Origin of the sequence: Pseudarthrobacter sp. NPDC058119 (assembly GCF_042884655.1) — a bacterium.
In the GTDB taxonomy this organism is placed as follows: domain Bacteria; phylum Actinomycetota; class Actinomycetes; order Actinomycetales; family Micrococcaceae; genus Arthrobacter.
On the sequence record NZ_JBHVTN010000002.1, the window covers coordinates 143,219 to 163,684 of the forward strand.

Sequence of the window (20,466 nt, forward strand, 5' to 3'; positions counted from 1 at the left end):
TTAAAGATCGCTGAGGTGCTGGCGGGCCCAGTCCCAGGAAACCAGTTCCTGTTCCAAGCGGACAGCGTTGCCATATATCTCGTTGCCGAGTGCTTCATACAGGGCCGATTCGTCCGGGGTCAGCCGCGGCAGTGGAACCATGGACGGCGACGGTTCTCTGCCCCAGGCCTCACGATGGGCCAACAATGTTGCCTCGTCCATCAGCAGGCTCTCTACGTGCGGATGGACTGCCCTCAGCTGGTCCAGGATCCGGAAGCCATGGGTATCGATGTCGCCCCAATAAAGGACCCGGCAAGCCCGCAGCCAGGCCGCATCCCGTAACGACGAGAAACCGTAGCCGCCGCCGTAAAGCGCCAAGGTTCCTGGCTGATCGGGCAGAGCCAGGAAGTTGACCTGATTCTCTGTGGCGATCAGCTTCCCTACCCGCAACGACAAGGAAGCGAACGACTCCGCCGTCACGGTGATGTCCCGCGCCCCGCCAAGGACCTCGATGGCTGGATCGAGAATCCGGAACCGGACCAGTTCGGGCGGGTGGAGGAATCCGTGGCGGCGCGCGAACCGGGCCGCGGGAGTGCGGCCTGCGCCGTCTTCCAGCGCAGCGTCGGGAGCGTCAGGGAGGGCATCCGGTTCCGCTGAATCGACCGGCACGGAATTTTCCGCCAGGGCAGCCAACATCTGCTCGATCACCTGGCGGTGCCGTTCGACAAATTTCGTGTGCACGCCCGGCAGCGCCAGTTGGCGGACATAGATCCCGGGAAAGGGATTGTCCCGAAGCCACAGTGCTACGCGTCCTGCCGTCAGTGCGCCGTGCCCCAGCTCCAGGACCTTCAGGGGCCGCCGGGCAGCCCACCCCAGCAGCTGTGGATCCAGCCTAGTGAGACCCTCAGCCAACGAACGGAACCGCGCCGCCTCCCGGGCTTTCCCAAGAAACGCGAGCTCGTCCTCCACAGAAGGAAACACGGCAGCAGCCGGAATCCTGTTGGAACCGACTGTCCGCTGCCCGGCTTCGACCGATTCCAAGGAATAGGCACCCGCTCCGGCAGCCAGCTCAGCAGCCCACTGACGGACGGCAGCGTAATCGCTCAACAGCTGCGCCGCCGTCGGACGCTTGAGGGAACGACGGCGGGGGTACAGTCCCGCGGGCTCCAGCATTTCCCGGAGCAGCGCACCGCTGTTCCAGGCTTTGAGTGACTGTTCCCGCAACCCCGCCAGGGTCGTCCAGGAGCTAGAGGCCACGCCGGGCCTTTTCGTCCCGGTATTCCTGGATAGTCATGTTGCGCAGCTGTGAATCGTCGCCGTTGGTGTTGGCCACAAAGCCCACATGAGAGACGAATGGCTCGATCACGTGAATTTTCTGCAGCGGAGTGACAATCAGCAACTGCAGCTTCATCCGCTGGAAAAGTTCCAGCCCGTAGCGTGCCGACTCGTCGGAGCCGCGGCCGAATGCCTCGTCGATCACCACGAACCGGAAGCTCCTGCCAGTCCCGGCGTTCCGCCCGACCCCCTTCCCGGAACCGAGGCCAAACTGGAATGCCAGCGCCGCCGCCAGGATTGTGTAGGCCAACTTCTCCTTTTGCCCTCCGGACTTGCCGCCCGAATCGGTGAAGTGCTCATACTCCTCCCCGGTTTCGGTCCACTTCTCCGACGCGGAGAACGTGAACCAGTTCCGAACGTCTGTCACCTTGGTGGTCCACCGCCGGTCCAGCTCGGTGAGGCCGTCCCTGCCGCGGAACCGCTCGATCAGCCGCTCCACTTGAAGATACTTCTGTTCCGAGTATTGGTCGTCGTCACCGATGGTTCCCTCGGAGCAGGCGCGCAGGTCATTGCCGAACTCCCGCACATCCTGGTCGGTGGTGGCCTGCTGCTCCAGCTGGATGTGCCGGCCGGTGTTGTAAGGAATCCCGGCCAGAGACTGGTTGATCTCACCGATCCTGTTCACGATGTCCTGCCGCCGGGTGTCCAGGAACGCATTAAAGGCCACCACCTCGTGGATGGTGTTCTGGTTCAGCGATTCCTTGAAACGGGCTTCAAACCGGGGCAGGTCGTTGCCAACCAGCTGTTCCAGCAGCCTGTTGTAATCAGGAGCAGCCTCCAGTGACGCGTCGAATTCAGTGGTTTCCGTGGGGTATTTGTTTCGGAAGTCCGCCATCTGCCGAACGGTGCTCTCAGCCGCCCGGGCGATGCGCTTGGCAAGTGCATCAATAGAGTCCGTCAGCCCGTTCCGGACGGTGCTTTCTGTGGATGCGGTGTTCCTATAGGTGAGCAGCTTTCCGTCGAGCGCTTCCTCGGCGAGGAGCCCGACGGCGGCCAGCACCTCGGCGTCGCCGCTCACCGGCGTCTCCGACAGGATTGAGCGGCATTCCTCGATGGCTTCGGCAATGTCCCCGGCGTCCTTCTGGTTGGCGCCGAGCCGCTGCTGCAGCTTGCCTTCCTTCTCCTCCAGGCGCTCCAGGTCCTGTCCAATCTGCTCCTGCCTTGCCATGAGCTGCTGAAGGACGTCGCTGGTGGACTCGAGGGCGCGTTTCTCGGCCTTGAGTTCCTCGATGGTGCGGGCGGTAGCCTGCCAGTTGATTTCGCCGAACTCCTTGACGGAGCCAGCTACGCCGAGCTGCCGGTGGTGCCTTCCCAGCACGCCCAGTTGCTGGTTGATCTTGCCGAGTTCCGTAGCTGTAACTTTCAGCCGGCCCTGTACTTCATCTTGCTCGGCCCGGAAGCGGGCCATCTTGTCATGGTTGTCCCACCCCAGGACGTAGTTGCGGCGGTCTGCGAGGTCTTTCCGGTCGTCCTTTTCGTGCCGGCCACGCCCTCCCTTGAGCTGGCCGTTGACGGTGAGGGCTTTCGGGTACCGGCGGAAGTCGGCCAAATCCGCGCAGCAGAAGTAATCGAAACGGCTGGTGAGTTCTTCCTGCAGGAAGTCCCGGAACCTGGTTCCCTGCTTTATGGCGATTTTGGCCGCCAGGGTACCGGGTTCAGGACTTTTCGGTGGGTGGGTGTCACCGACCCGGAGGTACACCAGGCGGCCGCGCAGGTGGTTGGAGTCCACCCATGTGCTCACTGCCGGGTAGTGCTCTTCCGGCACAAGGAGCGAGAGCGCGAACCCGTGTAGCGTGCGTTCTGCCGCGCCTTCCCATGCGGACTCGCCGTCGCGGACTTTGAGCAGCTCGCCCACGTAGGAAAGTTCGGTTTCCGGGATTCCGGTTCCCTCGCTGAGCCGGCGGCGGATGGCCAGCTGGTCAAGGGGGATCAGGTTGCGGCGGGCCTGGAGGCTGGTGAGCTCAGCGCTGACTTCCTTTTTGCGCGCTTCGAGTCCCGCCTGTTGGATGGACAGGGTGGTGCGGTCACCCTGCAGGGTGTCCGACCTGCCCGCCAGGTCCTCCTCCACCTGGGCCAGCCGCGCACGGTTCCCGTCAAAGAGGACCCGGTCCTCCGGTGCCTGCAGGCCCAAGTCCAAAGCTGCCGCTGAATATGCCTCAAACCGCTGACGCTGGACCGCGGACTCCACTGCGAGGCGGGAAAGGTCCGCGTCGATGGCGGCCAACCGTCCGCCACCGTTGGTGCGGATGTCCTCCTCAACCCCGGCCAGGTCGCGGCGCAGCTGCTTGACCTCCCGGGCCAGCCGGGTCCTGTCCTCCTGCAGCCGGACGCCTGTCTGTTCGAGCTCGGCCTGGTGGTCCAGGCTCAACTGCAGTTTCCGGTCGGTGAACCAAGGGTGCAACTGGTCGCGTTGCTGGCGGGCAAACGCATCCTCGGCAGATAACGTGGCGTGCTGTCCGGCGCCCTTGGTTATGGGAGTCAGCAGGGCGATCTGGTCCTTGGCCCGGAGCACTGCGTCGTGGGCCTTCTTCAGGTCGTCGAAGTGGTGGATCAGGTTGGTGATCCGGGTGGCAACGTCGTCCTCCTCCAGCATGTTCCCGCGCACGAACGAGGTGATGTTCTCCACCTGCTTCATGGACACCGTGCGGTGGAACAGTTCCATGGCCTGGTTGCCGCTTATCCCGAACTGGCGCTTGAACGCGGCCGAATACGGCTCGAAGGAATCATGGACCGAGGCCCCGGCAGAACGCAGCTTCTTCTTCAGCTTCAGCGGGTCCTGCCCGAAGTTGCTGAAGTCGGCGGCAATGGACTGCTCGGCCTCCGCAAGCGAGTAGAACCGGCTGGGCTGCCCGGCCTCCTGCGTGGCCCACAGCGTGATGCCGAGGGTGACCCACTTGCCCAGCACGGCGTTGTGGAAGACGCCCAGCACCACCGTAAGTTGGCCTGTGCCGCGCAACGCCACGGGTTTGGAGTACTCCCCGCCGATGCTCCGGGCACTTTTGTGAAAGCCCCGGACGTACGACATCAGGGAGCGCTCCTTCTTCTGTGCCCCGGCGGCCTTGTTGTACTCGATCTTGTTCGCCGGCAGCAGCAGTGTGGTGATGGCGTCCACCACTGTGGATTTTCCGGAACCGATGTCCCCGGTCAGGAGGCTGTTGTCCCCGTCCAGCCGGAACGTGCGCACGCCGTGGTGGAACGTGCCCCAGTTGAGCAGCTCCAGGCGGTGCAGCCGGAAGCCCGGGGGAGTGCCGGCGTCGTTCTCCGTTTCGTCCAGACTGAACAGGCTGTCCTGCAGGTCGCCGCTGAGCTGTGCTGTCACTTGACCTCTCCATCTCCGTCGGCACCGGCCAGCGGCTCTCCGGCCAGTGTTGCACGGTAGTCAGCCAGCCGCGCGTCGAACTCTTCCAGCCACTGCGCGTCCACGTAGGCCTTCAGGATGCGCGCCACTTCGTAGGTGGCCGCCTGGCCCTTGAGCTTGCGGAGGAAACCCAGGTCCACAACCTTCTTGATATCGGAACCGAGCCGGTCCAGGACGCGCGCTTCATTGCTGGATTCCGGCAGGAAGACCGAGACCAAATCGGCGATGTCCTGTTCGGTCATAATGAGCCGGACATCGCCGCTGTTGATGTCAAACTCCATCATCCGGCGGCGCAGCAGGGCCAGCAACAGGCTGACGTTGAAGGTGAGCGTACGCCGGGCGATGAGCCGGGGAAGCGTGCCGTCCGGGTCCTCGCGCGACCTCAGGAAGGCGTAACCTTCCGATTCGTCGAGGATCAGGTCAAGGCCCAGTACGGCGACGTAGTCGCGGACCTGGGATGCCAGGCCCAACAGGGATTGCCACACTTTTGCGTCGTTCTCCGCATAGAGCACGCCTTTGAAGATCCGAGTGACGACGCCGGGAAGTTCCTCGGGCGGTCGGATTTCCGTATCAGTGTTAGCGGGGTTCATGCCGGCCTTCCGAAGATGATTTGTTCAATGGTGGCCTCACGCGCCGTTCCGTCCGGCAGCTGCCAGGACAACCGTTGGGACTGCTCCGGGTTGATGGTGGCCCAGTCCGATTCGGAGGCCAGCTGATGGTAAGCCACGAGTTCGGCCAGGCCCTGCGTGAGCGGAAAGTTCCCGGTGATTTCGGCGAGCGTTGCCTGGCTGGCTTCCGCAAGCACCGCATCGATGTTGGCTTGAAGGCGCTCCTTGTCCACGTGGAACTGGGTGAACAGCGCGCCCGCGTCCAGATCGGTGTCCTCGGCGTTTTCGACCGCATCGACCACCAGGACCTTGCGGCTGGGCTCGTAGAGCGGCCGTTCGAACGGCAGTACGACGTCCACGGACGGGGCGTCGATTTCCATGAAGGCGCCCGACGGCGGTGCGTCCCGGATGCCCAGCGCGGCGGATTCGATGCTGCGGATCAGGTGCATGACCCGCTTGTTTTCAAGGAACACCTTGTCGTCCAGGAGCCGCCGCATCTGCTGGGACAAATGGCGGACGGTGGCCTGGGTTTGCTCGACGGCGGGCAGCCAGTCCTGCTGCAGGTTGGCGACCGCGTTCAGGCCGCTGTTGTTGGCGAGGGCTTCGATGTGGGTTGCCCGTTGCAGCAGGTCCTGCAGTTCCGTGCGCAGCTGCGGCGACATGAGGTAGTCCCAGAAGCCCTGGAAAGTGCGGCCCTGCAGGGAGCTGCTGATGTCCTGCTGGTTGTCGAAGATTGACTGGAGCAGCTCGCCCTGGGTCCCGTCCCAGGTGGCGATCTGCTCCCGGACCTGGCGGTCCAGCTTTCGGAAGTTCTGTTCGACCTCACGGAAGTCCGAGAGAAGGTCCTTCGCGAGGGTGGTCAGCTGCTGGAGGTGGTCCAGGGCCTCGGGGCCGGTCATGACCCGGATGTTGCCGTCTCGGATGCGCTGCATCTCGGCTTCGATCCCGTCACGCTGGCGCTGCAGTTCGGCGAGCCGGACTTCCGGGTCCGTTTCCGACTGCTGGACGAGCTCTTTAAGGACAGCGAAGATGCTGGTGAGGCGTGACTGGGTGGCGACAAACTCCCGTCCCCGGAGGTTCTCAACCCACCGGACAACGTCTTCAGCCGCGGCGCTCAAATCGTAGCGCGGTTCGTCCTCTCCGGGGACGTAGTACTTCCTGAGCCACTTCCGTTCGTCGGACGCCCAGTCGTCCAAATACTCGCCGGCGCCGCGTGGAAACCGGTCCTGGCCTTCGCTGTCGCGCAGCCCGAACAGAACGTCGTCCAGGACGTCAACCAGCTGCTGGCGGCCCAGGTTGCGCTGGTTGGGGCCGGTGAAGGCCGCCATGAAGAACGCCAGGGCCAGTGGTGCGTTCTGTGCGCGGAGCAATGACCAGCCTGCATGGTTCTCCCGCAGGGAATTGATGGCGTAGAAGTCCATGGGGTCCCGTGTTTGGTGCGTCTGATGTGGTGCGTCACGTCGTCGTGATCACTCTAGGCGATCCCTGCGACGCTCTATCACTTGATGTCGGTTTTTCCCCGACGCTCTATCACTTTCCGTGGGTTTTCCGCGGCCGCTCTCGCACTCTTGGTTGTCCTTCCCTGTTGAAGTCAGGCCAATGACCGAACTCCGCCCCGACGGTCCCCGCACCGTGGGCTTCCTCCACATGGCGCAGGTCCACGTGGCCACGTTCGAGGCACTGTCCCGAGAGGACTACCGCCTCCGCATCGCGAAGGCGGCCTTCGCGCTCTCAAACCGTTGCGACGTCGTCGTCCTCGCCCAGGCGAGCAGGAACCCGCCGCCCTGCTGCCCGGGATCGTGACGCGCGTCCTGACGAGCCCCCGCGCGGCCGTCGAGGCGGTGGCCGCGGTCCTTCCGTCCCGCTGACCACTGTTCGGCGGACGAATCCTGGGCAGCGAGTAGGGCAAGTGGACGTCAAGACGATGTCGGCGGTGGAACAGTCACTTGCCGTCTTCCTGGCATGGGGCGCTGAGGCACGCGGGGTGGGGGCGCTGCGATTGATGGGCGCGGGGCCTGCCGATAGTCTTGGATGTCACTCGCCCGGACTCACCTGACACGGTAGACGGGGTCCAGTCCGTCCGTGGAAAGGGCAACGCCCATGGCCAATTCCCGCAGCGGAGATTCGGTCCTTGGCCGGGTGGTCCGGGTCCTCGAGGCCTTCGACCGCGACCGGCAGTCGATGACCGTGTCCAGCCTCGCCATGCGGGCCGGCCTGCCCCGGTCCACCGCGCACCGCCTGGTGGAGGAGCTCATCAGCCACGGCTTGATCCGCCGCTCCGACACCGGGGAACTGCGCATCGGGCTGCGCATGTGGGAAATTGCCACCCGGTCCCAAGCAGCACTGGACGTCCGCGAAGCCGCGCTGCCGTTCATGGACGACGTCCTCTCCGTGGTCCGACAGCACACCACCCTGGCCGTCCTGGACAACAGATCCGCCCTCTACGTCGAGCGTATGTCGGCGCCGGATTCCGTACTGGACGCAGCGCGGATTACTGACCGGTTGCCGCTCAACGCCTGCTCGCCCGGCCTGGTGCTGCTGGCCCATTCCCCTGCCGCCTTCCAGGAGAGCTTCCTCTCCGGGCGGCTGGTAAAGATGACCGACGAAACCCCCACCGACCCCGGACTCATCCGGCGGCACCTCGCCGAGGTCAGGCAGCGGGGATTCGTTGCCCTCCCGGGAATCGGGGTGTCCGAATGGCTGGGCATCGCCGTTCCCGTCTTCGGACCAGAACGCTCCGTGGTGGCGGCGCTCAGCGCGATCGTCCCCAGGGACGACGGCGATGTGCAGGTCATCGTGCCGGCTCTCCTGACAGCGGCCCGCGGCATTTCCCGGACCCTCAGCCCGGTACGCCAGCCCTCTCCGGGCAGCAACGGCTAAACCCGCGGCGCAAACAAACCGCAGGCCAGTGCGTCCGTTGAATGGACGCCGTCGACCTTTCCCGCGTGGCGCGCCTCACAGTGGAAACGAGGCGTGGGCCGGCGGACCAGCCGGACGGTTGCCCTGACGGGTGCCCTGTCCACCGTGCCCTGACAGGCGCCAGACCGGTCCCGCCTCACCTGTATCCCGGCCCCGATCACCCCTGCCCGGCCAGCGGTGACGAAGCCCCACATGAGAGGACTACGATGCTCGCAGCAACGACGCTCGACGCGCACCTTCCACGCAGCGAGGAAGGCAGCCTGCCCTACTCCCACGAACTGCAATGGCCCGATGGCCTGGAGCCGTTCAAGGTTGTTGACGACGGCTCCCAAGAGGACCCCTACGCCCACTACACGTGGATGCGCGAGAACGCGCCCGTTCTCCGGTGCTGGTCACCGGTCTCAGATGTCTACTTCATTTCCCGCTACGAGGATGTCCGCAGGGCCTTCCGGGCCCCGAAGATCTTCTCTTCGGAAGTGGTCTCGCCGCCGCCGATGACCTTCCTGACGCTTTTCGATGCGCCGAACCACAACCGCCTGCGCAAGGTTGTGGCCACCGCTTTCACACCCAACGCCATCAAACTGTTTGAGGACCGAATACGGGAAACGGCCAACGCGCTGCTCGACGATCTCCTCGCCAAGGGCGGCGGCGAAGTAGTGGAGGAGTACGCCATCCAGCTCAGCATGGCCACCATCTCCGCCTTGCTGGACGTCCCCGCCCAGGACTACGAGAAGATGAAGTTCTGGTCCGATGAGACCTTCTCCTACTTCGGACGGCTCGCCCGGAACGCCCCGGGCACGGGAACCGACAAGGACAGCGCCCACGACTTCTGGGCCTACCTGAAAGACACCCTGGAGCGCCTTTACGCGGAGGAAAGCCCGTCCATGGGCGGGCACATCGCCCGCATGTGGAAGGACGAAGGCATCCTCACCGAACAGGAAGCCAAGGAACTGTGTTCGTTCGTCTTCATCGCCGGACACGACACCACCACCATCCTGCTGGCCAATGCCTTCCGCATCTTTGCCGAACAGCCCGGCCTGCTCACCCGCATCCGCGAGACCCCGGCCGACGCCGCACGGTTCGCCGAGGAACTGGCCCGGCACAGCGGCGCCGTCCACCGCGCCAGCCGCGTCACCACCGAAGCCGTGGAAGTGGCCGGGGTGGCCATCCCCGCCAGCAGCATCGTTCGGCTGCTCAACGCATCCGCCAGCCGGGACCTCTTCGACGACGGCGACACCTTCGACATGGACCACGACAACAGCAAATCCCTGGGCTTCGGCCACGGCGTGCACAGTTGCCTGGGCCAGCCCCTGGCCCACCTCGAAACCACCATTACCGCCGACGTGCTGGCCCAGCGCCTGGCCTCGGTCGCGCTGGACCCAGCCCACCCGATCGAGTGGGTGCGCGGCAACAACCTCACCAACGCGGGCCCTCACCGCATGCACGTCTTCCTGGAGGAGCACAATGACTGAGAAAACCACAGACCCTATGGTTATTGTCGGCAGCGGACACGCAGGCGTTGCCGTGGCAGCAGGCCTGCGGGCCGGCGGCTGGGACGGCCGGATCGTCCTCATCGATGCCCAACACGGGATGCCCTACGAGCGGCCCCCGCTGTCCAAGGAACTGCTTACGCCCGGTGCCGGATACAAAACACCGCTCCTTCGCAAGGAGGACTACTACCAGGCCAGGGGGATTGAGCGCATCACGGGACAGGCCGTCGAATCGATCGACCCGGATGCCGGTTCAGTGGTCTTGGCAGATGGCAGCCGGCTCCCGTTCCACCGGCTGGTGCTCGCCACCGGCTCACGTGCCCGCGAGCTTCCCGTGCCCGGTGCACAGCTTGACGGGGTGCTTGCCCTCCGGACTTACCAGGACGGGCTGGCCATCCAGCGCGCGCTGGTTCCCGGCGCGAAAGTGGTGATCATCGGTGCCGGTTTCATAGGTATGGAAGCGGCCGCGGCGGCCGTCAAGAACGGATGCTCCGTCACGGTGCTGGAGTTCCAGGACCGCGTGATGAAGCGGGTGACCTCCGCACCCGTGTCCGCCTTCTTCGAGGGCCTCCACCGGGACCGGGGCGTCAACCTGGAATTCGGCGCCGCCGTGACCGAACTGCAGGGGGAAGGCCGTGTGGAACGCGTCGTGACGTCAGACGGGCGGCACTTCGAGGCCGATGTGGTGGTGGCCGGCATCGGTGTGCTGCCCAACCAGGAGCTCGCCGAAGCCGCCGGGGTGGCATGCCGGGACGGCGTCCTGGTGGACGAACACTGCCGGACCAACATCCCGGGCATCTACGCCGCCGGGGACGTCACCCGGTTCACCAGCCCGTTCAGCGGCGCCAGCCAACGGCTGGAATCCATCCAGAACGCCAATGCCCAGGCGGAGGCCCTGGTCAGCGACATCCTCGGCAGCCAGCCCCGGACCGCGGAGGTCCCGTGGTTCTGGACCGTCCAGCACGGTGTCCGGCTGCAAACCGCCGGCGTGATGCACCCGGACGACGAAGTCATCGTGCGCGGGGATCCCGCCACCGGGAAATTCTCCGTGGTGTACCTCCGCGAGGGCCGGCTGGCCGCCGTGGACACCGTGGGCGGACTGGCCGATTTCCGCCCGGCCAAGAAGCTCATTCCCGCCGGCCGGCTGCTGGACCCCGCCCTGGTGGCGGACCCGGCCGTGAAACTCGAGGACACCGCAACCGGCGAACATTCGTGTTCTGACGCCCGCCAGACCGCAGCAGCACTGGCCTGATAACCGCAAGAATTCCCAGAAAAGAGCACCAGATGAGCAACAACACCCTGACCGTAGTGGACCGCGAAGGCCAGCAGCACGCCGTGCAGTGGGAGCCGGAGCAAAGCCTGATGGAGGCCCTGCGGGACAACGACCTCCCCGTGCTGGCGTCCTGCGGCGGCACAGCCTCCTGCGCCACCTGCCACGTCTTCCTGGACGGCGACATCGTCACCAGCCTCGGTGAACGGAGCGAGGACGAGGCCGAGCTGCTGGTGGACGCCGAAGGCTTCAGGGAGGACTGCTCACGGTTGTCCTGCCAGGTCGCGTTTGAGGACCGGCTGGACGGGATGACTGTCACCCTCGCCCCGGAGGAATAAGCCCCCATGACATGTGCCCCCGTCGCCACCAAGGCGACGGGGGCACTGTCATTTTGCGGTGTGGGTGCCTAGCGGACAGGGCTGTCGAGTCCCGCCTCCACCTTGGCGGCGGCATGCTGTTCCCGGCGCAAGGCAGTGCCCTCGAGATACGGTGTGCCCAGCTTTTCAATGGGGGTTCGGTACGTCTCGCGTGAGTAAAAGACACAGACGCCGGCAATGAGCATGCAGACAGTCGCAAAAACGGCGACGGGCATCCAGCCCGTCAGGCCCGGCGTCAGCAGCATGCTGGCGATCATCGGGGCGAATCCGGCCAGCACCAGGCCCAGCTGGTTGCCCAGCGCCATTCCCGTATAGCGCACGGGAGTGGCGAACTGCTCGGCCACATAGGCCGGCCAGACGGCGTTGTACGCCGAGTACAGCACGGTCATATTCAGGAACGCGGCCAGGAACACCAGCACGATGTTGCCCGAGGACAACGCCAGGAAGTACACAAAAATCGTTGCGGAACATCCGATCGCGGCGGCCAGCAGCAGCGGACGGCGTCCGATCCGGTCCGCGAGCGTCGCAGCCAATGGCATCACCAGCATGGACAACCCGATCGCGACGGCGTTGACCGTCAGGATGGAGGACCGGTCGAAGCCCGCCGTGGAAGTGGCGTAGGCCAGCCCGAAGACCGTAAACACCGTCTGCATGACCACCATGATGGACATGCCCGCCACGCGCAGCACGTCCGGTGCCTGGAACTGCAGGACCTCCTTGACGGGCATGGGTGCGACCTGTTCGCGCTCCTGCGCTTCCTCGAAGACAGGGGTTTCGTCCAGGTGCGTCCGCACCCAGTAGGCCACGGCGAGGACCACGATGGAGAGCCAGAACGGGACGCGCCAGCCCCAGCTCATCATGGCATCCTGGGGCAGGGCACTCACCGGAATGAACACCAGGGTGGCCAGGACCATGCCGGAGGCGTAGCCCATCATCACGAAGCTGGTGAAGAAGGCGCGTTTTCCGTCCGGGGAGTGCTCCAGCGTGAGGGTGGAGGCGCCCGCGGACTCAGCCCCGGCGGAGAAACCCTGGGCCAGGCGTCCTGCTACCAACAGGATGGGGGCCCAGACCCCCACCTGATCGTAGGTGGGCAGGCAGCCTATGCCCAGCGAGGCCAGGCCCATGATGCCCAGGGTGAGCAGCAGGATCCTCTTGCGGCCAAGCTTGTCGCCGAAGTGGCCCATGACCAGCCCGCCCACCGGCCGTGCCACGTACGCGACGCCGAAAGTGGCCAGTGCGCCGATCAGGCCGACGGCGGGGTCATCGGCCGGGAAGAACAGATGCGGGAACACCAGGGCGGCCGCGGTTCCGTAGATGAAGAAGTCGTAATACTCCAGCGTGCTGCCCAGGAAGGATGCCAGGGCCGCCTTCCGCGGCGTCTTCGGCGGGGCTGTACGTGTGTCGGGTGATGTTTCCATGATGAATCTCCTTAAGACAACGTTGTCTTGGCGGAAGCCGGCGGGGGATCCTCGAGGTGGAAGTCCACCGAGAGGATGTGCTGGCTGTTGGGGAACGAGTACGCCTTCAGCGGCTCGTGGAGAGGGTGCGTGTTGTACACGGCGATGTCCTCGACGGTTTCGAAGTCCGCCACGATGGCGTAATCGAAGGAACGCTCGGTGCTGAGCACATCCGGTCCGTGTGCCAGGTTGACCATGCCCGGGATGTTGCCGCGCATCCGGTTGAGTCCGGCGATCCAGGTCTGTTTGTCCTCCGGTGGGAAGTCCGGCTTGAACTTGAACAGGACAGTGTGGCGGATCATCTCAGGCACCTACCAGTTCCGCTGCGTGGTTGCCGCCAGCCATTGAGCCCGGGACGTACGCGGGATCCTGGCCCGCGATGGTCCGTCCGGCGAGGTAACCCATGGTCATGATGGGCCCCAGGGTGGCACCGGCGCCGGGGTAACCGGCCGCGTAGGCGCTCTCGGTGGTATTGCCGGCGGCGAACAGGCCCTCAATGGGGCGGTTGTCGACGTCGAGCACACGGGCCAGCCCGTCGGTGGCGATGCCGCCATTGGTACCGAACGCGCCGTTGACCACCTCCATGGCGTAGAACGGTCCGGTCTGCAGCGGAGCCAGGGACGGGTTGGGGTAGGCGTTGTCCGCGTCGCCCCAGTATTTGTCGTAGGCGCTCTCGCCGCGGCCGAAGTCCGGGTCCTCGCCCTTGGCGGCGAAGCCGTTGAACCGGGCCACGGTCTCCACAAGGTTCCGGGCGGGTACGTTGATCTTCGCGGCGAGTTCCTCCAGCGTGCCAGCCTCGGTCAGGTAGGCCGGCGTGGGCTGGCCGGCGCGGTGGGCCAGGATGCCGTAGCGCTCCATGTAGGCGTGGTCCACGATCACATGGGCGGGGGTGTTGAGGGTCTGGTTCGCGGCGGAGTCCCACGACTGCAGGCACCGTGCCAGGTCGTTGTAGTTCTGGGATTCGTTGGCGAAGCGGCGGCCGTGCCGGTTCACCATGATGGATCCCGGGCCCTGGCGTTCGAACCGGAGGAGGGTGCCGATCGGCTGCCCGTCCCGGGTATCGCCGGTCACCGACATGGGTGCCCACCAGGCCTCGCGGGTGCCGCGGGTCTGCCCGCCGATACGCTGGGACATCCGCAGGCCGTCACCGGTGTTGGAAGGCGGCGAGCACATGGTGTACAGCCGTGAGGCCAGCATCGAATCGGCCAGGGCCTTGTCCCATTCGAAGCCCCCGGTGGCCAGCACCACGCCGTCGTTGGCCCGGATGATCTCGCCGGTTTCGAGCTCCACGCCAGTTACCCGGCCGCCGTCGGTCACCAGCCGGTGCCCGCGGGCGCCCGTGGCCAGGGCCGCACCGCTCCGGACCAGGCTGGCCAGCAGCATGGACACCAGCGCCTGGCCCTTCGCCACAAAACCGTCTTTCTGGCGCTGGTCCAGCTCCGCCCAGGGGAACTTGGTGAAAGCGCCCCAGGCCTCGTACTCCTGCATGGTGAACGGAGCGCGGCGGTCCGTGCGGACATGTGCGGTGAGGGAACCCAGGGCATCCCCGCTGTTGAAGAGTTCCGGTTCGATAGTGCGTCCGCCGTCGAGCGCGCCGGGCAGGTCCTGGCGGTAATCCGGGAAGTTGTCCAGGAAAATGAAGCGCACGCCGCACTCGTCCTCCACGAACTGCAGCATCTGGTCCCCATAGTTCAACGCGGCATCCAGCAGTTCCTCGCGGCCGCGGCCCCGGGCCACCGCACGAACATACTCGGCTGCCGCGGCCTTGGAATCGGCGATGCCTGCCTCGCGGGCGTGGTGGTTGTCCGCCACCCACAGCATGCCGCCGGACACGGCGGAGGTGCCGCCCAGCAGGTCGCTCTTTTCCAGGATGATGACAGATTTGCCGGCCCGGGCTGCGGTGGCCCCCGCAGTGAGGGCGCCGGCGCCGGAACCCACGACGACGACGTCGTACGTTTCCGCTGCGGTTCCACTGACGATTTTCATGGTGATGCCTTTCGGGAGATGTTCAGTGCCGCCGCGCGTTAGGAGGCGGTGCGGCAAGGGTCGGCGGCTCAGACCGCGGTGTAACCGCCGTCGATCACGAGTTCCGAACCGGTGGTAAAGCGGGATTCGTCCGACGCCAGGTACAGGACGCCGTAGGCGATTTCCTCCGGTTCCCCCTGCCGGGGCAGCGGGTTGGAGCCGAGCAGCTGCTTGTAGTACGCCTCGGGTCCAACCGTGGATTGTTCCGCGGAGCGCCGGCTCATCCGCGTGTTCATGGAGCCGGGGTGGATGGAGTTGACCCTGATGCCGTGGGCTCCGTAGGCGGCGGCATCGGACTTGCTGAGCAGCCGGACGGCACCTTTGGTGGCGTGGTACAGGGGCACGCTGCTGCCTCCGGTGAGTCCGTGGATGGAGGAGAAGTTGATGATGCTGCCGGCGCCTTTTTCGATCATGCCGGGGACCACATGCTTGGTCATCAGCCAGACGCCCTTGACGTTGACGTTGAAGATGATGTCGAAGTCCGTGCCGGAGGCGGTGTGGGACGGACCGGCGGGCCCGATGATGCCGGCCGCATTGACCAGGATGTCCGGTGCGCCGATTTCTTCTGTGACGCGGCGGATCGCCTCGGCAACGCTGTCCTCGCTGGTGACGTCAACGTCGTACTCCCGGACGTTGTGATGCTCGACGGCGGCCGGGGCCCCTGCCATGTCCAGGCTGGCAACCCGGGCGCCGTGTTCCGCAAACAGCGCCGCCGTGGCGCTGCCAAGGTCCCCCCTGCCGCCCGTGATGACCGCCGTCTTGCCGGCGACCCGTCCGTGCGTGATGTTCATGTTCCGCTCCTCGTCATTCCGCAGCCTCGTCGCTGCGCCTTAGCTACCGTGGCAGGAGTGCTGTGAGCGGAACCACAGGATTACCGATGAACGGTAATCAGTCGCTTCACTGGCTTCGGCGGACAGTTCCTTTGAGCTCGCCCCGCCAGCCCAGGGCGCGCGAAATCCCGCGGGCTCCGGCCATGAGCACCGGCACCCGGGCGGAGTCGTTCTCCTCGGTCCGCGGCACGATGACGCTTAGGGCTGCCACTGCCGTGTTGTCCGGCCCGAACACCGGCACGGCAATGCCGGTGGTCTCGGGAACAATCACGCCGGGCATGGCGGCGAAGCCCCTGTGCCGGATATCGGCCAGGTGGCGCCGCAGCACCATCGGCTCCGTGAGGGTGGTGTCGGTGTATTTGTACAGCGGCCTCGCGAGGATTTTGTCCTGGTAGGCGGCGGGGGAGTGGGCCAGCAGGACCAGTCCCGACGACGTGGCGTGCAGCGGGAGCCGGCCGGCGATTTTGGAAATATCCACCACCGTTGCGTGGGTGCCGATGCGTTCGATGTAGAGGATCTCGTCCGAATCCAGGATGCCCAGGGTGGTGGCGTGCTGGACCACGGATTGGACGTCTTCCATAAACGGCAGGGCCGCCTCGCGCAGGCCCACCATCTTGGAGCCGCGGGATGCCAGTTCCCACATTTTTGTTCCGATGTGGACGGCGCCGCCCGGCTCGCGCTCCAGGAGGCGCTCGTGCAGCAGTTCGTTGACCAGCCGGTACGTGGTGGTGACCGGGAGCCCGGTCCTGCGGGCCAGTTCGGCGACGGTCATGGTCTGGTGGCGGTCATCGAATGCGCTCACCACCCTGACGAAGCGGGCGATCATCGACTCGCCGGATGCGGAATTGGCCACTGATCCTCCTTGGGATTCCCGATCAATGGTAATCGCGGCTGTGGTGGTTCCCCACCCCCCGTTGTACTGGGGGCTGGCATTCCACCCGGCTGCCGCACCGAGGCGCAGCCACTGAACGGAGCAAGAACCATGAGTAAGAGTGTTGTGTGTGATGTCCTGGTGATCGGGTCCGGTGTGGCCGGGATGGCCGCAGCGTTGAAAGCCGCATCGCAGGGACTGACCGTGATTGTTGCCGAGAAGGAGCAGTACTTCGGCGGAACCACTGCGATCTCGGCAGGCTGGGCCTGGGTTCCCGGCAACAAGCAGGGCGTGGAGCAGGGGGACAGCCGCGAGGAAGCGGAAACCTACTTGAAGAACCTCGCGCCGGACACCTTCAACGAGGCCGGCGTCCGCAGCTTCCTGGACACTGTGCCCGAGGCCCTTGACTTCTTCGAGAACGAGACTGACGTGAAGTTCACGTACCCGGAGAAATCCCCGGACTACAAGATGGACTTGCCCGGCGCCAGGCTCTCCGGCCGGGCGATCCTGCCGCAGGACGTTGACGCGCGCGTGCTCGGTGACAAGCGCCTCCTGATGCAGCCGTACCTGAGCTCCTACACGGTGTTCGGCTACATGCCGCAGGTGGGCCCGGATATCAACGAGTTCTTCCACGTCAACCAGTCGGTCAGATCCTTCGTATACGTGGCGAAGAAGCTGCTCCGGACCTGGTTCGACGCCGCCCGGTACAAGCGGCCGGTGCTCCGGTCTAACGGCAATGCGCTGATGACGCGCATGGTTAAAAGTGCCGATGACCTGGGTGTCCGGCTCTGGAACTCCTCGCCGGCGCTTTCGCTGACACGGGACGACGCCGGGACCGTCACCGGAGCGGTCATCGGTGGCTCGCATGCCGCCACCGTGACCGCGAAGCTGGGGGTCATCCTGGCTGCCGGCGGATTCTCAGGCAACAAGGAACTGCGCCGGCAGTACTTCCCGCACGACGCCGACGGGGACGACCACTTCACGCCCACCGTGGGCCACGGCGGCGACGCCGCCACTTTGGCCCTCAGCGCCGGCGGACACATCGACAACTCGGTCTTCAGCGTGGGCTCCTGGGCGCCCGTCACGGTCTTCAAATCCCTCAACGGCAAGGAACGGCTCTTCCCGCACCTCCGGGCCATCGGCCTGCCAGGGCTGATCGCCGTGGACCGCCACGGCAAACGATTCGGCAACGAGGCCCTGAGCTACCACGACTTCGGCGGCGCGATGATCGGGCACAACAAAGACGAGGACAAGACCTTCGGTTACGTCATCGGTGACGCCAAGACCATGCACAAGTACGGCATCGGCTACGCCAAGCCTTGGCCCATGCCGCGCGGCTACTTCTACAAGACCGGCTACCTGGTCAAGGGCGCGTCGCTGGAGGAACTGGCCGGCAAGCTCGGCATCGATGCCGAGGGCCTGAAGGCCACCGTGGCTGAGTTCAACCCGGCTGCCGAACGCGGCGAGGACCCGGCATTCGGCCGCGGCTCCACCCTGTACAACAACTTCCGCGGCGACATGGACCACAAGCCCAACCCCAACCTGGCAATCGTGGGCAAGGGGCCGTACTACGCGGCCAAGATCCAGATGGGCGACCTGGGCACCTTCGCCGGCATTGGCGTCAATGGGTCTTCCGAGGTGGAAACCGAGGAAGGCACCGCCATTCCGGGGCTGATCGCCGTCGGCTCGGCGGCTGTGAGCGTATTCGGCGGCGGGTACCCAGGTTACGGCTCGCACATCGGCCCCGCCCTGGTCTTCGGGTACCGTGCCGGCCGGGATATTGCCAAGCTCGCCGCCGCGCGCGGCCGGACTTCCGAACTGGTGGACCGTGCATAGCGCTGGATCCGCGGTGGTTACCGGGGGAGGCTCCGGGATCGGCGAAGCCATCGCCCTGAAGCTGGGGGAGGCCGGCTACGCGGTGACCATCGGTGACATCGGCGAGGCGGCTGCCGGTGTGGCTGCGAAGATCGCAGCCGGTGGCGGGCAGGCGCAGTTTGTCCCTACGGACGTGACCGACGAAGAGTCGGTCCGCGCCCTGATGGAAACGGCGGCCGCCACTTACGGAAGCCTGGACGTCCTGGTGGCCAACGCCGGCATTCCCGAGGTGAAGGCCCCCGTTCACGAACTGGACCTGTCCAAGTGGCAGCGTGTCCTGGACGTCAACCTCACTGGCGTGGCGCTCTGCAACAAGTGGGCTGTGGCCACCATCCTCGAGGGTCGGCGCCGGGGCGCAGAACCGCGGACGGCCTCAGTGATCAACATGGCTTCGATCCTGGCCCACGTGGGCCAGGATCGAAGCACCGCCTACTCCGCCGCGAAGGCTGCAGTGGCCAACTTCACCCGCTCAGCAGCGCTGACCTACGCCAAGGACAGCATCCGGTTCAATGCGGTCTCGCCGGGCTATGTGGACACCCCGCTGTTGAGCCAGCTGCCGGAGGAGACGCGTTCCCACATGGTCTCGAGGCAGCCGATCGGCCGGTTGCTCCTGCCCGAGGAGATCGCCAATGTCGTCCTGTTCCTCGCCGGGGACGGGTCGTCCGGTATGACGGGATCCATTGTCACCGTGGATGGCGGCTACACCGCCGCCTAGCGACAGCCGGACCTGAGCACCTGCATACGGTGATGCAGCCGGACCGCCGTGGCCCCGGCACTCCCGGGATCGCCGGAACGGTGCCGGGACGCCGTAACGAACCGGCGGGTTCGCACCGTTCCGGCGATACCGGCGCCGGCGGCCTCGGCGAATGCCCTCGTTTGCACGTTTGTGCAGCAGCCGTTGAGCGGGCGTCCACGGGCAGGAAGCGTCTAAATAGGCTACTCACCAGTAACAATACGAGTGCTTCAGGTCACATTTGCCGGAAGCCCTGATGCTGTTGATGCCGCGATTTCGCCGCACGTTCGTGCAGATCCGCTGCGGAGGAGCGGCAGCGCTGCCAGCATGGAAAACCACGCCGGAACTGATGGTGACCCCCAAGACCATCAGTTCCGGCCGTCCCAGAGACAGACAAACGAAGAGGTTTCCATGTCCTTCCTAAGCCGAGCCCTGTCCGTTGCCGCCGCGGCAATCCTGGCCTCATCCCTGGTGGCCGCACCCGCCCAGGCGGTTGACGTCTCCCCGCCCGGGGCCAACGACTGGTCCTGCAAACCGTCAGCCGCACATCCGTACCCGGTGGTCCTGGTGCCCGGAACGTTCGAGAGCATGGAGAAGAACTGGTCCACCATGTCGCCCTACCTCAAGAGCCAGGGGTACTGCGTCTTCGCCCTCAACTACGGTGCCACCAACGGTGTTTATGCCACGGCTCCGGTCAAGGATTCCGCCAAGGAACTCGCGCCGTTCGTTGACTCCGTCCGCTCCGCCACGGGCGCCAAGCAGGTGGACCTGGTGGGCCACAGCCAGGGCGGCATGATGCCGCGGTACTACATGGGCTTCCTGGGCGGCGCCAAGTACGTCCACCAGCTTGTCGGCATCGCCCCGTCCAACCACGGCACCGAAGGCGTGATCCTTCCGCCGCCGGACCTGGTGCCCACGCCCGACTACACTGCGGCCGGATGCGCCGCGTGCGCAGACCAGCAGGCCGGCTCACCCTTCATGCAGGAGCTCAACTCGGTAGGCGATACCGTAGCCGGCCCCGCCTACACCGTCATCTCCACCACCCATGACGAGGTGGTCATCCCCTACAACAGCCAGTACCTCAGCGGCTCCGCCCGGCAGGTCACCAACATCACCATCCAGGACAAGTGCCCGGCGGACGTTATCGAACACGACCAAACGCCGAATGATCCCGTGGTGCACCAGCTTGTTGGCAACGCCCTGGCGCAGCCGTCCGGTCCGGCGGACCCGGCATTCCAGCCCGTCTGCCTTTAGCCCCCGGGACGCACAGTAGCAAGCAGTACGACGGCGGGTGGCCGGCTTCCAAAAGCCGGCCACCCGCCGTCGTTGGTCTCTGAAG

The 20,466-nt window shown here is 65.6% G+C and carries 17 protein-coding genes; 8 read left to right on the plus strand and 9 right to left on the minus strand.

Annotated features, from left to right (window positions below; all coding sequences use genetic code 11):
* From ACFVTD_RS05695 to ACFVTD_RS05710, 4 genes are read right to left on the minus strand one after another with little or no spacing between them, the layout of a single operon-like run.
* Positions 1–1,236, minus strand: a complete 1,236-nt coding sequence (locus ACFVTD_RS05695; RefSeq protein ID WP_387559373.1) for a Wadjet anti-phage system protein JetD domain-containing protein — start codon at positions 1,234–1,236, stop codon at positions 1–3.
* Positions 1,226–4,633 (minus strand): ATP-binding protein, encoded by a 3,408-nt coding sequence (locus ACFVTD_RS05700; RefSeq protein WP_387559376.1) that lies wholly within the window; start codon positions 4,631–4,633, stop codon positions 1,226–1,228. The genes ACFVTD_RS05695 and ACFVTD_RS05700 overlap by 11 nt, the downstream gene beginning before the upstream one ends.
* Complete coding sequence (locus tag ACFVTD_RS05705) at positions 4,630–5,262, minus strand: DUF4194 domain-containing protein (RefSeq protein WP_387559379.1); 633 nt, start codon at positions 5,260–5,262, stop codon at positions 4,630–4,632. The genes ACFVTD_RS05700 and ACFVTD_RS05705 overlap by 4 nt, the downstream gene beginning before the upstream one ends.
* Entirely contained in the window at positions 5,259–6,701 is a 1,443-nt protein-coding gene (locus ACFVTD_RS05710) for a DUF3375 domain-containing protein (protein WP_387559382.1), read from the minus strand. The genes ACFVTD_RS05705 and ACFVTD_RS05710 overlap by 4 nt, the downstream gene beginning before the upstream one ends.
* Positions 6,702–6,879: 178 nt before the next feature.
* On the opposite strand from ACFVTD_RS05710, the gene ACFVTD_RS05715 reads away from it, so the two are divergent.
* The 5 genes from ACFVTD_RS05715 (at position 6,880) to ACFVTD_RS05735 (ending at position 11,297) form a co-directional block, all read left to right on the plus strand.
* Positions 6,880–7,083, plus strand: coding sequence for a hypothetical protein (locus ACFVTD_RS05715; RefSeq protein WP_387559385.1), 204 nt, complete (start codon positions 6,880–6,882; stop codon positions 7,081–7,083).
* 297 nt (positions 7,084–7,380) lie between these two features.
* Positions 7,381–8,160, plus strand: a complete 780-nt coding sequence (locus ACFVTD_RS05720; protein ID WP_387559388.1) for an IclR family transcriptional regulator — start codon at positions 7,381–7,383, stop codon at positions 8,158–8,160.
* Between the two features lie 245 nt (positions 8,161–8,405).
* The gene (locus tag ACFVTD_RS05725; protein ID WP_387559391.1) at positions 8,406–9,671 is read left to right on the plus strand and encodes a cytochrome P450; all 1,266 of its coding nucleotides are present in this window, start codon (positions 8,406–8,408) and stop codon (positions 9,669–9,671) included.
* Positions 9,664–10,941 carry an NAD(P)/FAD-dependent oxidoreductase gene (locus tag ACFVTD_RS05730; RefSeq protein ID WP_387559394.1) on the plus strand — a complete coding sequence of 426 codons (1,278 nt, stop codon included), beginning with the start codon at positions 9,664–9,666 and terminating at the stop codon, positions 10,939–10,941. The genes ACFVTD_RS05725 and ACFVTD_RS05730 overlap by 8 nt, the downstream gene beginning before the upstream one ends.
* A 32-nt stretch (positions 10,942–10,973) precedes the next feature.
* A complete protein-coding gene (locus ACFVTD_RS05735) occupies positions 10,974–11,297 on the plus strand; it encodes a 2Fe-2S iron-sulfur cluster-binding protein (RefSeq protein ID WP_387559397.1) in 324 nt (107 codons plus the stop codon).
* A gap of 68 nt (positions 11,298–11,365) precedes the next feature.
* Here ACFVTD_RS05735 and ACFVTD_RS05740 read toward each other — a convergent pair whose 3' ends face one another.
* The 5 genes from ACFVTD_RS05740 to ACFVTD_RS05760 form a co-directional block, all read right to left on the minus strand.
* A complete protein-coding gene (locus tag ACFVTD_RS05740; protein WP_387559400.1) occupies positions 11,366–12,754 on the minus strand; it encodes an MFS transporter in 1,389 nt (462 codons plus the stop codon).
* 11 nt (positions 12,755–12,765) lie between these two features.
* Positions 12,766–13,095, minus strand: a complete 330-nt coding sequence (locus ACFVTD_RS05745; protein WP_387559403.1) for a Dabb family protein — start codon at positions 13,093–13,095, stop codon at positions 12,766–12,768.
* Position 13,096: 1 nt separating this feature from the next.
* A complete protein-coding gene (locus tag ACFVTD_RS05750) occupies positions 13,097–14,779 on the minus strand; it encodes an FAD-dependent oxidoreductase (protein WP_387559406.1) in 1,683 nt (560 codons plus the stop codon).
* Positions 14,780–14,847: 68 nt separating this feature from the next.
* Positions 14,848–15,609, minus strand: a complete 762-nt coding sequence (locus ACFVTD_RS05755) for an SDR family NAD(P)-dependent oxidoreductase (protein ID WP_387559409.1) — start codon at positions 15,607–15,609, stop codon at positions 14,848–14,850.
* Positions 15,610–15,715: 106 nt separating this feature from the next.
* Entirely contained in the window at positions 15,716–16,501 is a 786-nt protein-coding gene (locus tag ACFVTD_RS05760; RefSeq protein ID WP_387559412.1) for an IclR family transcriptional regulator, read from the minus strand.
* Between the two features lie 129 nt (positions 16,502–16,630).
* Between ACFVTD_RS05760 and ACFVTD_RS05765 the strand changes: the two genes are divergently transcribed.
* The 3 genes from ACFVTD_RS05765 to ACFVTD_RS05775 all read left to right on the plus strand — a co-directional run bounded on the left by ACFVTD_RS05765 (position 16,631) and on the right by ACFVTD_RS05775 (position 20,381).
* Positions 16,631–18,355 (plus strand): FAD-dependent oxidoreductase, encoded by a 1,725-nt coding sequence (locus tag ACFVTD_RS05765; protein ID WP_387559415.1) that lies wholly within the window; start codon positions 16,631–16,633, stop codon positions 18,353–18,355.
* Complete coding sequence (locus ACFVTD_RS05770; protein ID WP_387559418.1) at positions 18,348–19,109, plus strand: SDR family NAD(P)-dependent oxidoreductase; 762 nt, start codon at positions 18,348–18,350, stop codon at positions 19,107–19,109. The genes ACFVTD_RS05765 and ACFVTD_RS05770 overlap by 8 nt, the downstream gene beginning before the upstream one ends.
* Positions 19,110–19,538: 429 nt before the next feature.
* Positions 19,539–20,381 (plus strand): esterase/lipase family protein, encoded by an 843-nt coding sequence (locus tag ACFVTD_RS05775; RefSeq protein ID WP_387559421.1) that lies wholly within the window; start codon positions 19,539–19,541, stop codon positions 20,379–20,381.
* The last annotated feature ends 85 nt before the right edge of the window (positions 20,382–20,466 follow it).